The sequence below is a fragment of the Micromonospora sp. SL4-19 genome, from assembly GCF_047921475.1.
In the GTDB taxonomy this organism is placed as follows: Bacteria; Actinomycetota; Actinomycetes; order Mycobacteriales; family Micromonosporaceae; genus Micromonospora.
The window spans coordinates 253,129-268,024 of sequence record NZ_JBLROB010000002.1; the positions used below are offsets into that span (position 1 = coordinate 253,129).

Annotated in this window: 14 protein-coding genes; 11 read left to right on the top strand and 3 right to left on the bottom strand. The window is 72.8% G+C overall.

What is annotated here, in order from left to right; genetic code table 11:
• The first annotated feature begins 142 nt into the window (after positions 1-142).
• The 3 genes from ACNAVT_RS05010 to ACNAVT_RS05020 all read left to right on the top strand — a co-directional run bounded on the left by ACNAVT_RS05010 (position 143) and on the right by ACNAVT_RS05020 (position 2,906).
• Positions 143-1,516, top strand: coding sequence for a M16 family metallopeptidase (locus tag ACNAVT_RS05010; RefSeq protein ID WP_416293243.1), 1,374 nt, complete (start codon positions 143-145; stop codon positions 1,514-1,516).
• A 47-nt stretch (positions 1,517-1,563) separates the two neighbouring features.
• Positions 1,564-2,337 (top strand): 4-hydroxy-tetrahydrodipicolinate reductase, encoded by a 774-nt coding sequence (gene dapB, locus ACNAVT_RS05015; RefSeq protein ID WP_416293245.1) that lies wholly within the window; start codon positions 1,564-1,566, stop codon positions 2,335-2,337.
• A gap of 92 nt (positions 2,338-2,429) precedes the next feature.
• Positions 2,430-2,906: a GNAT family N-acetyltransferase gene (locus tag ACNAVT_RS05020; protein WP_416293249.1), complete on the top strand. Its 477-nt coding sequence runs from the start codon at positions 2,430-2,432 to the stop codon at positions 2,904-2,906.
• Positions 2,907-2,997: 91 nt separating this feature from the next.
• Here the strand turns inward: ACNAVT_RS05020 and ACNAVT_RS05025 are convergent, their stop codons facing one another.
• The gene (locus tag ACNAVT_RS05025) at positions 2,998-5,115 is read right to left on the bottom strand and encodes a glycogen debranching N-terminal domain-containing protein (RefSeq protein ID WP_416293250.1); all 2,118 of its coding nucleotides are present in this window, start codon (positions 5,113-5,115) and stop codon (positions 2,998-3,000) included.
• A gap of 171 nt (positions 5,116-5,286) precedes the next feature.
• Here ACNAVT_RS05025 and ACNAVT_RS05030 point away from each other — a divergent pair, with 171 nt between their 5' ends.
• From ACNAVT_RS05030 to ACNAVT_RS05045, 4 genes are all read left to right on the top strand, one after another.
• Positions 5,287-6,264 (top strand): LacI family DNA-binding transcriptional regulator, encoded by a 978-nt coding sequence (locus ACNAVT_RS05030; RefSeq protein WP_416293252.1) that lies wholly within the window; start codon positions 5,287-5,289, stop codon positions 6,262-6,264.
• A gap of 25 nt (positions 6,265-6,289) precedes the next feature.
• Positions 6,290-7,537, top strand: a complete 1,248-nt coding sequence (locus tag ACNAVT_RS05035) for a sugar ABC transporter substrate-binding protein (protein ID WP_416293254.1) — start codon at positions 6,290-6,292, stop codon at positions 7,535-7,537.
• A 63-nt stretch (positions 7,538-7,600) separates the two neighbouring features.
• Positions 7,601-8,722, top strand: coding sequence for a carbohydrate ABC transporter permease (locus tag ACNAVT_RS05040; RefSeq protein WP_416293256.1), 1,122 nt, complete (start codon positions 7,601-7,603; stop codon positions 8,720-8,722).
• Position 8,723: 1 nt separating this feature from the next.
• Positions 8,724-9,611: a carbohydrate ABC transporter permease gene (locus ACNAVT_RS05045; protein ID WP_416293258.1), complete on the top strand. Its 888-nt coding sequence runs from the start codon at positions 8,724-8,726 to the stop codon at positions 9,609-9,611.
• 59 nt (positions 9,612-9,670) lie between these two features.
• On the opposite strand, the gene ACNAVT_RS05050 is transcribed toward ACNAVT_RS05045, so the two are convergent.
• Entirely contained in the window at positions 9,671-10,243 is a 573-nt protein-coding gene (locus ACNAVT_RS05050) for a GNAT family N-acetyltransferase (protein ID WP_416293260.1), read from the bottom strand.
• Positions 10,244-10,278: 35 nt separating this feature from the next.
• Between ACNAVT_RS05050 and ACNAVT_RS05055 the strand changes: the two genes are divergently transcribed.
• On the top strand, positions 10,279-11,589 hold the full coding sequence (locus tag ACNAVT_RS05055; RefSeq protein WP_416293262.1) for a glycosyltransferase family 87 protein: 1,311 nt from the start codon (positions 10,279-10,281) through the stop codon (positions 11,587-11,589).
• On the opposite strand, the gene ACNAVT_RS05060 is transcribed toward ACNAVT_RS05055, so the two are convergent.
• Positions 11,488-12,039, bottom strand: a complete 552-nt coding sequence (locus tag ACNAVT_RS05060; protein WP_416293264.1) for a GNAT family N-acetyltransferase — start codon at positions 12,037-12,039, stop codon at positions 11,488-11,490. The two genes, ACNAVT_RS05055 and ACNAVT_RS05060, sit on opposite strands and share 102 nt — an antisense overlap.
• 78 nt (positions 12,040-12,117) lie before the next feature.
• On the opposite strand from ACNAVT_RS05060, the gene ACNAVT_RS05065 reads away from it, so the two are divergent.
• From ACNAVT_RS05065 to thyX, 3 genes are all read left to right on the top strand, one after another.
• The gene (locus ACNAVT_RS05065; protein ID WP_416293266.1) at positions 12,118-13,347 is read left to right on the top strand and encodes a winged helix-turn-helix domain-containing protein; all 1,230 of its coding nucleotides are present in this window, start codon (positions 12,118-12,120) and stop codon (positions 13,345-13,347) included.
• Positions 13,337-13,972, top strand: a complete 636-nt coding sequence (locus tag ACNAVT_RS05070; protein WP_416293268.1) for a DUF2752 domain-containing protein — start codon at positions 13,337-13,339, stop codon at positions 13,970-13,972. Before ACNAVT_RS05065 ends, ACNAVT_RS05070 begins: the two co-directional genes overlap by 11 nt.
• A gap of 160 nt (positions 13,973-14,132) precedes the next feature.
• A complete protein-coding gene (gene thyX, locus ACNAVT_RS05075) occupies positions 14,133-14,870 on the top strand; it encodes an FAD-dependent thymidylate synthase (RefSeq protein ID WP_416293579.1) in 738 nt (245 codons plus the stop codon).
• Positions 14,871-14,896 lie beyond the last annotated feature (26 nt).

Sequence of the window (14,896 nt, forward strand, 5' to 3'; positions counted from 1 at the left end):
AGCTCGGCGCCTCTGACGTCGCGCCCGACTTGGAGCCGTCGGTCGTGAGCACCGCACCGCACCACCCACCCCTCGTCGAACTGAGAGCAGGTTTTTCGTGAGCCGGACCCGGCGTTCGTCTTTTCCTGCGGATCGACGGGGGGTGGTGCCGTCCGGCGTGGCCCGGCACGCCACCGGGGGCACCCGCTCGGCCGGTGGATCGACCCGGGCGGTCACCCGCACGCTCAGCGACGACCCGCTGGGCGGCACCGTACGCCGTACCGTGCTCCCCAGCGGGTTGCGCGTGCTGACCGAGGCGATCCCGGCGATGCGCAGCGTCTCGTTCGGCATCTGGGTGGCCGTCGGCTCCCGCGACGAGACCGGGCCGCAGGGCGGCGCCGCGCACTTCCTGGAGCACCTGCTCTTCAAGGGCACCCGCAAGCGCAGCGCGTTGGAGATCTCCTCGTCGATCGAGGCGGTGGGCGGCGAGACCAACGCCTTCACCACCAAGGAATACACCTGCTACTACGCTCGCGTGCTGGACGAGGACCTGCCGCTGGCCATCGACGTCATGTGCGACCTGGTCGCCGACTCGGTGCTCAACGACGCCGACGTGGAGACCGAGCGCGGCGTGATCCTCGAAGAGATCGCCATGCACGACGACGAACCCGGCGACGAGGTGCACGACCTGTTCGCCCGCGCCGTCTACGGCGACCATCCCCTGGGCCGGCTGATCTCCGGCACCGAGGAGACGGTCACCCCGATGACCCGCCGGCAGATCCAGAGCTTCTACCGCCGCCGGTACGCCGCGCCGCAGATCGTCATCGCGGCCGCCGGCAACCTCGACCACGCCGCCGTGGTCAAGCTGGTCCGGCAGGCGCTGCGCGGCACCCCGCTGGACACCGACCCGGCGGTGCCGGCCCCGTACCGCCCGGCCTCCCCGGCGGTACGCACGAAGCCGGCCGCCACCCTGGTCGAGCCGAAGGAGACCGAGCAGGCGCACGTGATCCTCGGCTGCCCGGGCATCGACCGCATCGACGAGCGGCGCTTCGCCCTCGGGGTGCTCAACAACGTCCTCGGCGGCGGCATGTCGAGCCGGCTGTTCCAGGAGATCCGCGAGCAGCGCGGCCTGGCCTACTCGGTCTACTCGTACGCCAGCCAGTACGCCGACAGCGGCCTGTTCGCCGTCTACGCCGGGTGCGCGCCGGGCAAGGTGGACGAGGTGCTGGAGTTGACCCGGGCCGAGCTGCACCGGGTGGCCGCCGAGGGGATCACCGAGGCCGAGCTCGCCCGGGGCAAGGGGATGAGCAAGGGCTCCTTCGTCCTCGGCCTGGAGGACACGGGTTCCCGGATGAGCCGGCTGGCCAAGGGCGAGCTGCTCTACGGCAACCTGATGCCCGTGGACGAGCTGCTCAGGAGGGTCGACGCGGTGACCCTGGACGACGTGAACGGCCTCGCCGCCGACCTGCTCGGCCGGCCGATGTCCCTCGCGGTGGTCGGCCCCTTCGACGAGTCCGCCTTCGCGGCGTCCCGCTGAGCGGTCCCGCCGGGTGACCGCGTCCCGATTGGGATAGGTTGTGCCCCGTGACTGACGAGCAGCAGGAGTACCTGGCCGAGCCGATCCGGGTCGGCGTGCTGGGCGCGCGCGGCCGGATGGGCATGGAGGTCTGCAAGGCGGTCGACACGGCCCCCGACATGGATCTGGTGGCGATGATCGACCAGGGGGACGGGCTGTTCGCCGCCTCCGACGCCGGCGCCGACGTGGTCGTCGACTTCACCACCCCGGACGTCGTCATGGACAACCTGCACTGGTGCATCGACCAGGGCATCAACCTGGTGGTCGGCACCACGGGCTTCACCGAGCAGCGCCTCGACCGGGTCCGCGGCTGGCTGGCGCGCAAGCCCGGCGTGGGCGTGGTGATCGCCCCCAACTTCGGCATCGGCGCGGTGCTGATGATGCAGTTCGCCGCCCGCGCGGCCCGGCACTTCGAGTCGGTCGAGATCATCGAGCAGCACCATCCGCGCAAGCTGGACGCCCCCAGCGGCACCGCCACGCACACCGCGCGCCTGATCGCCCAGGCTCGTGCCGAGGCGGGTCTCGGCCCCGCGCCGGACGCCACCAAGGACGAGGTGCCGGGTGCGCGCGGCGCCGAGATCGACGGGGTGCGCGTCCACGCCGTCCGCGCCACCGGTCTGGTCGCCCATCAGGAGGTGCTGTTCGGCACCACCGGCGAGACGCTGACCATCCGGCACGACTCGTACGACCGGGCCTCCTTCATGCCCGGCGTGCTGCTCGGTGTGCGCGAGGTACGCCGCCGGCCGGGCCTCACCGTCGGCCTGGACGCCCTGCTCGACTGAGCCGCCTCACCCGACCTCCGGGCAGCCACGTGACCGCTGGCCGGCGCGGAATTGGGTCGTCGTTTCACCGGCACGCGCCTAGGGTCACCTGCATGATCAATTCCGGGCTGCACGACCGTGCCGGCCGAGGGGTGACCCTGCGGCCGGTCGACGACGACAACTGGCGAGCCGTGGCGGACGTCGCGCCCCGCGACGACCAGCGCGCCTGGGTGGCCGCCCTGGCCGCCCGCTACCTGCTGCTGACCATGCACTCGGACGTCTGGACCTCGCTGGCGGTGTACGCGGACGAGACGGTCGTCGGGCACCTCATGTGGGGCGTGGACGACGACGGTTCCCGCTGGATCGGCGGGATGGTGATCGACGCCGCCGAGCAGGACCGGGGCGTGGGCCGGGCCGCCGTGCGTACCCTCGCCGACTGGCTGGCCACGGCGGGCCAGCCGATCCGGCTGAGCTACCACCCGGACAACGTCCCCGCCGCCACCCTCTACCGCTCTCTCGGCTTCCACCCCACGGGCGGCATGGAGGACGACGAAGTGGTCGCCGAACTCACCCCGCCCAAGCCCGCCTGAACCCGCCGGCCCTCGTCGATCATGAAGTTGCTGTCGCCGGCACCGGCTGTCCCGACGACAACTTCATGATCGACCGAGGGTGGGCGGGCGGTCAGCGAGTGCGGGCCGGGGTGTCGGGGGTCGGGCGTTGGGTGGGGATGCGCGGCGTGACGGTCGAGGTCAGGCCGGCGGGGAGGCCGGTGAGGACGGGGTGGCCGGAGCCGTCGACCTGGACGGTGACCGGGGTGCCGGCGACCCGGAGGCCGCTGGCGTCGAGCGCGCCCAACTCGGGGCCGGCGAGGGGGCGCACCTCCACCTGGCCGGCCGGCACGTCGGGGTAGAGGCCGACACCGGCCTGGAGCAGCGCCACCGCGGCCGCCGCCGACCAGGCCTGCGGACGACACGACGCCGGGTACGGCACCGGACGGCCGAGCCCGCGGTCGTCGCCGCCGTGCAGCTCGGGAAGGCGGTAGTCGAACGCCTCGGCGGCGTCGAGCAGGCCGTCGGCGAGGCGGAGCGCGGCGTCGGCGAAGCCGGCCCGGGCCAGCCCGCCGAGCACGATCGCGGTGTCGTGCGCCCACACCGTCCCGCAGTGGTACGACAGCGGGCTGAACCCGGCGTCGTCGGTGGACATGGTGCGCAGCCCGAAGCCGCCGGCCAGCGCCTCGGTCGACAGCAGCGCCGCCACCTGCGCCGACTCGCCGTCCGAGAGCAGCCCGGTGCCGAGCAGGTGGCCGATGTTGCTGGTCAGCGAGTCCACCGGGCGCTTGTCCCGGTCCAGCGCGAGCGCGGGCTGGGGGCCGTACCGGCCGTCGACCCAGAACGCGGCCCGGAAACGGCGGGCGAGCTCGTCGGCGTACCCGCGCCAGCGGTCGGCCCCGGGGCGGCCGAACGCGTCGAGCAGGTCGGCGCCGTGCATCGCCGCCTGGTACGCGTACCCCTGCACCTCGGCCAGCACGATGGGCGGCTTGGCCAGCCGGCCGTCGCGGAAGCGGACCGCGTCGCCGGAGTCCTTCCAGCCCTGGTTGGCCAGACCCCGGCCGGTGGTGTCGATGTACTCGACGAAGCCGTCGCCGTCGGCGTCGGCGTGGTCGCCGAGCCAGCCGAGCGCCGCCTCCAGGTGCGGGAGCAGGGGCTCGACCTGGTCGGCGGGAAGCCCCCAGCGCCAGGCGTCGTGCAGCAGGCCGACCCAGAGCATGGTGGCGTCCACCGTGCCGTAGTACGCGGGCGGCAGCCGTAGCTCGTGGGCGGGCAGGGCGAACTCGTGTCGGCGCAGCTCGTGCAGGATCTTGCCGGGTGCCTCGCCGGTGTTCACGTCGACCCGGGCGCCCTGCCGGCGGGCGAGGACGCGCAGCGTGCCGGCGGCCAGCTCGGTGCCGAGCGGCAGCATCATCCGGGCGGCCCACAGGCTGTCCCGGCCGAACAGGGTGAGGAACCAGGGCACGCCGGCGCCGAGGAAGACGTCCTCGGGGTTGGCGGGCTCGGCCAGCCGCAGCCCGCGCAGGTCGGCCAGGGAGCGGTCGAGCAGCCGGACCAGGCGGCGGTCGTCGGCGCGTACCTCCGGGACGGACCATTCCGGGCCGGCCGGCGGGGCGACCACCACCGCCCTCGGGTCGGTGACGGTGAGCCGCCAGCGCAGCGTGACGGTCGCGCCGGGAGCCAGCTCGACCGGCCAGCTGAGCCGGGGCGCGAGAGCGCGGTCGCCGGTGGCGTCCACGACGGCGGCCTCGCCGGTCACGGTCACGGTGGTTCCCTCGGCGGCCCACTCGATCCGGCCGGGCTCGCCGGCCTTCGCCTCCAGCTGTGGCGCGCTCGCGCCGGACTTGACCACCTCGATCGGGGCGAGGTCGCAGGCGAGGTCGACGCTGACCGTGGCGCGGACCGGAACCGAGGCGGTGGAGGCGACCCGTAGCTCCTCGGTGACGCCTCGCGGTCCGGCCTGTCGGGTCCGGTCGATCCGCACGGTCGGGTCGGGGCCGGGATCGCCGAGCCAGCGGGCCAGCGCGACGAAGCGGGCTCCGTGCGGCCCGTCCGGGCCGTGGGTCAGCGCCTCCGGCTCCTGGTCGTCGACGCGCAGTTCGGCCCGGGAGAGCACCCGGGCGTCCGCGTGGAAGACACCCTGGACGCCGGCTGGGCGGATCTGACCGGCCGCGTCGCCCAGCGCGCTGGTGGGGGCGAAGAGCACTCCGACCAGGTCGTGCAGCAGGGGTTGCAGGTGGCGTTCGGACAAGGGGGGACTCCTGGTGCTGATCGATGGTTCTGTGGTGCGGCGACCTGACGTCTTGACAGATGCCTTCGGCCAGTGCAAAGTGCGAAACATTCCAGAAACTTGAACGATCCAATCCTGCCCCATCGGGGTTGGAACGTTCAAGCCGGCGAGAGGGATTTTGTGTCTGAAAAGGTGACCATCGCGACGGTGGCCCGGCACGCCCGGGTCAGCCGGCAGACGGTCTCCAACGTGCTCAACGCGCCGCACATCGTCCGCGAGGAGACCCGGCGCCGGGTGCAGGAGGCGATCACCGCGCTCGGCTACCGGGCCAGCCAGGCGGCCCGGCAGATGCGGACCGGCCGGTCCCGTCTCATCGCGGCCCGTATCGAGCCCACCCGGGACGGCATCAACGGCTCGGTGCTCGACCGGTTCCTGCACGGTCTCACCGAGACCGCCGACGCCGCCGGCTACCGGATCATGCTCTACACCGCCCGTGACGACGACCACGAGATCGCCACGTACGACGACCTGCTCGGGGCGTACGACCTGGACGGGTTCGTGCTCACCGGCACGGACCACGGCGACCCGCGCACCGCCTGGCTGGCCGAGCGGCAGGTGGCGTTCGTCACCTTCGGTCGGCCGTGGGACGCCCCGGACGCCCACCCCTGGGTCGACGTCGACGGCGCCGCCGGCACCGCCCAGGCCACCCGGCGGCTCCTCGACGCCGGTCATCGCCGGATCGCCTTCATCGGCTGGCCGGCGGGCTCCGGCGTCGGCGACGACCGGCGCTCCGGGTGGCGTACGGTCATGGCGGCTGCCGGGTTCGACGGGACCGCACCCGATCGGGAGACCGAGGACGGTATCGACCACGGCGAGCGGGAGATGCGCGACCTGCTCGCCGCCGACGAACCGCCGACGGCGGTGGTCTGCGTCAGCGACTCGCTCGCCCTCGGCGCACTCCGGGCCGTCCGCGACGCGACGGCGCCGGTCGCGGTCGTCGGCTTCGACGACACCCCCGTGGCCGCCGCGATCGGGCTCACCAGCGTCAGTCAGCCGCTCGAGGCGGCTGCCGCCCGCTGCGTCGAGCTGCTCACCGGCGTGCTCGCCGGCCAGCCCACCGAACCTCATGCGTTGCTCAGCCCCACGCTCGTGCTCCGGCACACCGCGTGACCCCCATCCCCATCAGGAGAATCACATGACACCTCGCACGCTCACCCGGGCTGCGGTGGCCGGCTTCGCCGCCGCCGCCCTGTTCGGCTCCGCCGCCTGCGGCAGCGGTTTCGACGACTCGGGCAAGGACGCCAAGCAGTCCACCGGCCCGGCCAACCTGCAGATCATGATCGGCTCCTCCGGTGACGCGGAGACCAAGGCCGTGCAGGACGCCGCCGCCAAGTGGGCCTCCGCCTCCGGCAACACCGCCACCGTCACCCCGGCCCAGGACCTGACCCAGCAGCTCGGCCAGGCCCTCGCCGGCGGCACCCCGCCGGACGTCTTCTACGTGGACGCGAGCCGCTTCGCCGACTACGCGAGCGTGGGCGCGCTGGAGCCGTACGGCGACAAGGTCAACAACAAGGACGACTTCTACGAGAGCCTGCGCAACACGTTCACCTACGACGGCAAGCTCTACTGCGCGCCGAAGGACTTCTCCACCCTCGCCCTGGAGATCAACACCGACCTGTGGGCGAAGGCCGGCCTGACCGACGCCGACGTGCCGACCACCTGGGACCAGCTCACCGCCACCAGCCAGAAGATCAAGGCGAAGGGCCTGGTGGCGCTCGCCCTGGGCGACACCCGCGACCGGATCGGCGCCTTCCTGGTGCAGAACGGCGGCTGGCTGATGAGCAAGGACGGCAAGCAGCCGACTGCGGACACCCCGGAGAACGTCCAGGCCCTCGAGTACGTGAAGTCCCTGCTCACCAACGGCTACGCGAAGTTCCCGAAGCAGCTCGACGCCGGCTGGTCCGGTGAGGCGTTCGGCAAGGGCAAGGCCGTGATGACCATCGAGGGCAACTGGATCAAGGGCGCCCTGCAGAACGACTTCCCGAACATGAAGTACAAGGTCGTCCCGCTGCCGGCCGGCCCGAAGGGCCAGGGCACCCTCTCCTTCACCCAGTGCTGGGGCGTCGCCGCCAAGTCCAAGTACAAGGACCAGGCGATCAAGTTCGTCGAGGCGATGACCGCCGGCGACCAGCAGATCGCCTTCGCCAAGGCGTTCGGCGTGATGCCGTCCCGGCAGTCCGTCCGTGACCAGTACACCGGCGAGTTCCCGGCGGACAAGCCGTTCATCGACGGCGCCGCGTACGCCCAGGGCCCGGTGAACGCCCCGAAGATGGACAGCGTCCTGCGGGACCTCGAGGCCGGCCTGCAGGGCCTGGCCAACGGCGACCCGAAGACCATCCTGGGAGACTTCGACAAGAACGCCAAGGCGGCGCTCGGCGGCTGAGCATGACCGGAGGGGCCCGCGATGCGGGCCCCTCCGCGTCGGCTCCCAGCAAAGGGAGGGGAGATGGCAACGGAGGCGCTCGCCGCCCCGGCCACCACGCCGGCCGGCCCGCCGCGCGGCCGCCGCCGCAGCGGCGTTCGGGGCAACGAGAACATCGCCGGCTGGCTCTTCGTCGCGCCGGTGATCGTGATCCTCGGGCTCTTCATGCTGCTGCCGATCCTGATGGCGCTCTGGGTGAGCCTCACCGACTGGAACGGCCAGGGCAGCCCGTTCACCCAGGACGTGCCGTTCGTCGGCGGGCACAACTACACCCGGCTGTTCACCGAGGACGGGCTCGCCCGCCGGGACTTCATGACCAGCGTCCGCAACAACATGTACTACGTGGGGATCGTGGTGCCGGTGCAGACCGTGCTCGCCCTCGGCCTCGCGCTGGTCGTGAACAACCGGATGCTCAAGGGGAAGGGCTTCTTCCGCAGCGCCTTCTACTTCCCCTCGGTCACCAGCTCGGTGGCGATCAGCGTGGTGTTCCTGTTCCTGTTCGCCAACTCCGGCGCGGTCAACAAGCTGCTCGGCCTGTTCGGCATCGGCGGGCCGGAATGGTTCGCCGACTCCCGCGGCGTGCTGCACCTGCTGCTCGGCGTGTTCGGGGTGGACTCCCCGCCCGCCGCGCTCACCTCCGGCGGCCCGTTGGGGCTGACCTGGTGGGACTGGCTCTCCGGGCCGAGCGTCGCCATGACCTCGATCATCTGCCTGGTGATCTGGACCACCTCGGGCACGTTCATGCTGATGTTCCTCGCCGCGTTGCAGAACGTGCCGGAGGCGCTGGACGAGGCCAGCACCCTCGACGGGGCGAGCCGCTGGCAGCGGTTCCGCTACGTCACCCTGCCGATGATCAAGCCGACCACCTTCCTGGTGCTCACCCTCGGCGTGATCGGCTCCTGGCAGGTCTTCGACCAAGTGTACGTGATGAGCCAGGGCGACCCGGCCAAGACCACGCTGACGCCGGCGTACCTGTCGTACCGCACCGCGTTCCGGGACTTCGACTACGGTTCCGGCGCGGCGATCTCGTTCGTGCTGTTCCTGATCATCATCGTGCTCACCCTGGTCCAACGCCGCGTGATGGCCGACCGGGACGAGCCCCGGCGCGGCCGGTGGTGGCGGCGACGCGTACCGGAAGGGTCCTGACATGGCCGTGCTGACCGACCGGCCGGCGGCGCCCGTCGCGCGCCGCGGCGGCCGTGGGCCCCGCGCCCAGGTCAACCGCTTCCTGGGGTACGCGGTCCTGATCTTCTTCGGGCTGGTCTTTCTCTACCCGTTCGTCATCCAGCTCGGCAACTCGTTCAAGACCGAGCCGGACGCTGCGGCGAACCCGCTCTCCCCGGTGCCCGACCCGCTCTCGCTGGCCGGCTTCGAGCGGATCTTCGCCGGCACCAACTTCCCGCTGTGGCTCGGCAACTCGCTGCTGGTCACGGTGCTGGTCACGCTCGGCCGGGTCTTCTTCGACTCGCTCGCCGGCTACGCGCTGGCCCGGCTGCGCTTCCGCGGCCGGTCCGGGCTCTTCGCCGCGGTCATCGCGGTGATGGCGGTGCCCGGCGTGGTGCTGCTGATCCCGAAGTTCCTGGTGCTCAAGCAGCTCGGCCTCTACGACAGCTACGCGGGCCTGGTGGTGCCGCTGCTCGCCGACGCGGCCGGGGTCTTCATCATGAAGCAGTTCTTCGAGTCGGTCCCGGCCAGCGTCGAGGAGGCGGCCCGGATCGACGGGGCCGGCGTCTTCCGCACCTTCTGGTCGGTGGTGCTGCCGATGGCCAGACCCGCGCTGATCACGCTGACCATCCTGTCGTTCCAGGGCTCCTGGAACGAGTTCCCGCACAGCCTGGTCTCCGTCCAGAGCCCGGACCTGTTCACCCTGCCCCGGGGCCTGGCCGACCTGGTCAGCGGGTCGCTCGGCAAGGGCACCCAGTATCCGCTCAAGCTCGGCGCGGCCCTGCTGGCCACCATCCCGGTGGCGATCCTCTTCGCGACCTTCCAGCGGTATTTCGTGCGGGGCGCCAACGACGCCGCCGAGAAGGGCTGAGCCGGGCGCCGGCGGTCCCGCCCCTGTGCCGGGACCGCCGGCCGCGCCGGCGCGCGCCCTCAGGCCGGCTCGGTGGGCACCGCGACGTGCAGGCGGAGCTGGGGGACCAGCATGTCGTCGACGTCCAGCGCCCGGGCGGCACCGTCCGGCTCCCAGCCGGTCGAGGCGAGGAACTTCCGGGTCGCCGCGTCCCCGTCGAACGCCCAGGCCACCGCGCGGCTGAAGCCGTCGGACCGCCAGTGCTCCACGGTCGCCGAGAGCAGTCGGCTGCCGTGCCCGCGCCGACCCCAGCGCGGCTCGACCAGCAGGTCGGTCACCGCCGCCACCCCGTCGCCGAGCGCGTCGACCGGCTCGCCCGGCGCGAGCGCCTCGGCGTCGGCCGGGCCGGATGCCACGAACCCCACCAGATACGATTGTTCGGCCTGTTCGACGGCGACCAGCACACGGTGCGCGCTCGAAGGCGGCTCCTGCACCGCCGCGCTCCACCGCCGGGCGAGGTACGCCTCGTCCAGGTTGTCGAGCACGTGCCGGGGCAGGATCCGGCGATACGCGACCCGCCAGGTTGCGAGCTGGATGCGTGCGATCTCGCCGGCGTCTTCCGGACGCGCGGGGCGGACGTACCCGAGAGCCATGGCACGTGAGCCTACGCAGGGCGAGGGAGGCGACGTTGGCGCAGGGTGCCAGGCGGACGATCGGGCAGGTCGTCGCCGTGGTGGTGCTCGCTGTCGCGGTGAGCGCCTTCCTGTCGGTGGCGGCCGAGCGGCACGGCTTCTTCGACCTCAAGGTCTATTACGGCGCGCTGACCTGGTGGGTGCACGACGGCGGGGAGATCTACGACTTCCTCAAGCTCGGCACCCAGTACGGGTTCACCTACCCGCCGTTCGCCGCGCTGGTCATGCTGCCGATGGCCTACCTGCCGTGGTCGGCGGCGATCACGGTGAGCGTCGCCGCCACCGTGGTGGTCAGCGCGGTGGTCATCTGGTGGCTGGTCGACCCGATCGCCCGCCGCTCCGGCTGGACCCGCTGGTTCGCCCTCGCGGTGGCGCTCTGCCTGGCCGCCGCGTTCGAGCCGATGCGCGAGACGGTCAACTTCGGCCAGGTCAACATGCTGCTGCTCTTCCTGGTGGCGGTGGATCTGCTGCGGCTGCTGCCGGGCGGCAGCCGGTGGGCCGGCGCGGGCATCGGGCTGGCCACCGCGATCAAGCTGACCCCGGGCATCTTCATCGTCTACCTGCTGGTCACCGGGCGCTGGCGGGCCGCGTTCGCGGCGATGGGCGTGGCGGCCGGGGCGACCCTGCTCGCCGGTGCGCTCTTCCCGGACGCCTCCCGCGAGTTCTGGACCTCGGCGTTGTGGAACACCGACCGGGTGGGCGAGCTGGATTTCGTCTCCAACCAGTCGCTGCGGGGCGTGGTCGCCCGGCTGGACCCGGCGCACCCGAGCACCGTCGCCTGGCTCGCGCTGGTGCTCGTCGTCCTGGCCGTGTGGGGATGGCGCTCCCGCGCCGCGGTGGCCGTCGGCGACGAGGCCGCCGGCCTGGCCCTGACCGGTGCCACCATGTGCCTGGTCAGCCCGGTGACCTGGGTGCACCACCTGGTCTGGCTGCTGCCGGCGCTGATCCTGCTGGTCGACAACGGGATGGCGGCCAACGCGCGGAGCCGCCGGCGCCGCGTTCACCTGGCCGCCGCGACCATCGGGTACGCCTTCCTGATCAGCCGGATCGTGTGGGCGTTCGACGAGAACTTCGGCGGCGTGACCGGCTTCCTCGGCAGCAACATGTACGTCTGGATCAGCCTGGCGCTGCTGCTCGGCCTGCCGATCCGGCGCTGGGCCGCACCGGCGGGCGGCTCGCCCACCGACCGGGGCGGGCCGCCCGGGTCAGGCGCCGAGGCGGGCGGCGTAGCGCAGTTCCCGCAGCCGGACCGGGTCACGCCCACCGGAGAGCGGCACCGGGTAGCTGGACTCCTCGCCGTCCGGTGACAGCCCGGCCCGCTCGTAGAAGCGGCGGGCCCGGACGTTGTCGGCGAGCACCCAGAGCCGGTACTCCGTCCAGCCCCGCTCGGCCAGCCCGGCCCGGGCCGCTGCCAGCAGCTCCCGGCTGGTCCCGGTGCCCCAGTACGCGGGCTCGACGTAGACCGCCAGGATCTCGCCGTACGTGCGGTCGAGGTCACCGCGGTCCTGGTTGTTCCGGTACGGCCCGAACGTGGTGAACCCGATGACCAGCCCGTCGACCTCGGCGAGCAGGGTGGTGAACGGGTGTTCCGGGTCGGCGGTGCCGACGTCCCGGCGGCGTTGCGCCCAGGCGGCCGGGTTCAGCCGGCGCAGCACCTCCTCCGGCATGATCCCGGCGTACCCGGTCTGCCAACCGTGCACGTGCACCCGGGCGATCGCCTCCGCGTCGTCCGGCTCCTCCCGGCGAATGGTGAGCATCCGTCCGTTCTATGCCCCGGCGGGCGGCAGGTCCAGCGTCCGCTCCGGCGTCATACCGGTGGACTAGGGTCCCCGGCGATGGCCGCACCGGAATCGCTCTCGCTCGCCCAGGCCCGCCGGGTCGCTCTCGCCGCCCAGGGCTTCGCCGACCCGCCGCCCGCCGGGGTGCCCACCCGCCGGCACCTGCGCCGGGTGCTGGACCGGGTCGGGCTGATCCAGATGGACTCGGTGAACGTCCTGCAACGGGCCCACTACCTGCCGCTCTACAGTCGGCTCGGGCCCTACCCGACCGCGCTGCTCGACGACGCCGCCTACCGGCGCCCCCGCGAGCTCTTCGAATACTGGGGGCACGAGGCGTCGCTGGTTCCGGTCGGCCTGCACCCGGCGCTGCGCTGGCGGATGGCCAAGGCCCGCGACGAGGCCTGGGGCGGGATGCGCCGGATCGCCCAGGAGCAGCCCGAGCTGGTCGCCTGGGTGCGCGCCGAGGTGGCCGCCCGGGGGCCGCTCACCGCGGCCGAGATCGAGCACGACGCGCCCCGGGAGACCGGCAACTGGGGCTGGAACTGGTCCACCGTCAAGCGCGCACTGGAGTTCCTGTTCTGGTCCGGCGAGGTGACCGCCGCCGAACGCACCAGTTCGTTCGCCCGCCGCTACGATCTGCCCGAGCGGGTGCTGCCGGCCGCGGTGCTCGACGCACCCACCCCGAGCGACGCCGACGCCCACCGCACGCTGGTCGCGGTCGCCGCGCGGTCGTTGGGCGTGGCGGCCGAGCCGGAGCTGCGCGACTACTTCCGGTTGCCGGTGGCCGGGGCCCGGCGCGCGATCGCCGAGCTGGTCGAGGCGGGGGAGCTGACCCCGGTCGAGGTGCAGGGCTGGCGGCAGCCGGCCTACCTGCACGCGCAGGCGCGGCTGCCCCGCTGGGTACGCGGCAACACCCTGGTCAGCCCGTTCGACCCGCTGGTCTGGGAGCGGGCGCGCACCGAGCGGCTGTTCGGTTTCACCTACCGCATCGAGATCTACGTGCCCGCGCCGCAGCGGGTCCACGGTTACTACGTGCTGCCCTTCCTGCAGGGCGAGCGGTTCACCGCCCGGGTCGACCTCAAGGCCGACCGGAGGGCGGGGGTGCTGCTGGTGCCGGCCGCCTGGGTGGAGCCGGGGGCGGATCCGGGGGAGACCGCGCTGGCGCTCGCCGTCGAGCTCTACCGCCTGGCCGGGTGGCTCGGCCTGGACGCGGTCGCCCCACCGGTCGGGGGCGACCTGGCGGTCCCGCTGGCCGCCGCGCTGACGGGCCTGGCGGGTGTACGGTGAGCCCGTGACGAGCGCTGACCGGCCGGCCGCCCCGCCCGACCCGCAGACGGTCCCCGTCCCGCCGGCCGCCGCCGGCCCGGCCGTGGCCGGGTCGCACGCCGAAGGCGCTGCGGCTGCCGCCGTGGCCGAGCCCGGGTCGGCGATCTGGCCCGCCGGAGCGGCGTACCAGCCCGTCGAGGAGGATCGGTTCACCCGCCTGGTGATCCGGCTGCACGCCCGCGCCCCACGGTGGGCGGTGCCTCTCGCGGCGCTCGGCTGCGTCGGCATGGGCATGGCGTACGCCCTGCTCAGCGACCCCACCCACAGCGAGCCGGACGCCCGGCCGACCTGCCTGCTCAAGCTCACCACCGGGCTGGACTGTCCGGGTTGCGGCGGCACCCGCGCCCTCTGGTACGTGCTGCACGGCAACCTGCCGGCCGCTGCCCGGCACCACTTCGTCTTCGTCTTCGCGCTGCCCTTCCTGGCGTACCTCTTCGCCAGCTGGGCGGGAAACCGGGCGTTCGGCTGGCGGCTGCCGGAGCTGAGGCTCAGCCCGAAGGTGCTCGGCGGCTTCCTGGCCGTGTGGTTCGCCTTCTCGGTGGCGCGCAACCTGCCCTGGGCCCCGTTCACCTCGCTCTACGTCTGACCCGGCCGCCCACCCGACGGTGCGGTGCGAGATCTTGGACACTTGCCGTCCGCCGCTCCTCGGAAGTGTCCAAGATTCGCAGGTCATGAGCGCTTTCGACCCGCCGAGCCCAGCTTTGGCCCAGTGCTGCCGGGCCACTACAGTCGCAGGAATGCCGGACATGGTGCAGCCCCAGGTCAAGCTCATCGCGTGGACCCAGTTCCAGGCCCCGGACGACGTGCCGTGGTCGACCGACGCCGAGGGCGGTCAGGCCCTCGCCGAGTTCGCCGGCCGGGCCTGCTACCAGAGCTGGAAGAAGCCGAACCCGGCCACCGCGACCAACGCCAGCTACCTGGCACACATCCTGGACGTGGGCCACCTCTCCGTGCTGGAGCACGGCTCGGTGAGCTTCTACTTCAGCGGCGTCTCGCGGTCCTTCACCCACGAGCTGATCCGGCACCGGCACTTCTCGTACTCCCAGCTCTCCCAGCGGTACGTGCCGGAGCGGGACGCCGCCATGGTCGAGCCCGCGGCGATCGCCGAGGACCCGGAGCTGCACAAGAAGTTCGTCGAGGCGACCGAGGCGAGCGTGCGGGCGTACACCGAGCTGCTGGAGGGCCTCGAGGCGCGCTTCGTCGACGAGCCCAACCCGACGCTGCGCCGTAAGCAGGCCCGACAGGCGGCCCGGGCGGTGCTGCCCAACGCCACCGAGACCCGGATCGTGGTCACCGGCAACTACCGGGCCTGGCGGCACTTCGTCAAGATGCGCGCCACCGAGCACGCCGACGTGGAGATCCGCGAGCTGGCCGTGGAGTGCCTGCGGCAGCTCCAGGGCGTCGCGCCGAACGTCTTCGCCGACTTCGTGATCTCGACGCTGCCCGACGGCACCGAGGTGGCGGCCAGCCCGCACGCCGAGTGAGTCCTGCACCCTTCGCCACCGGGACG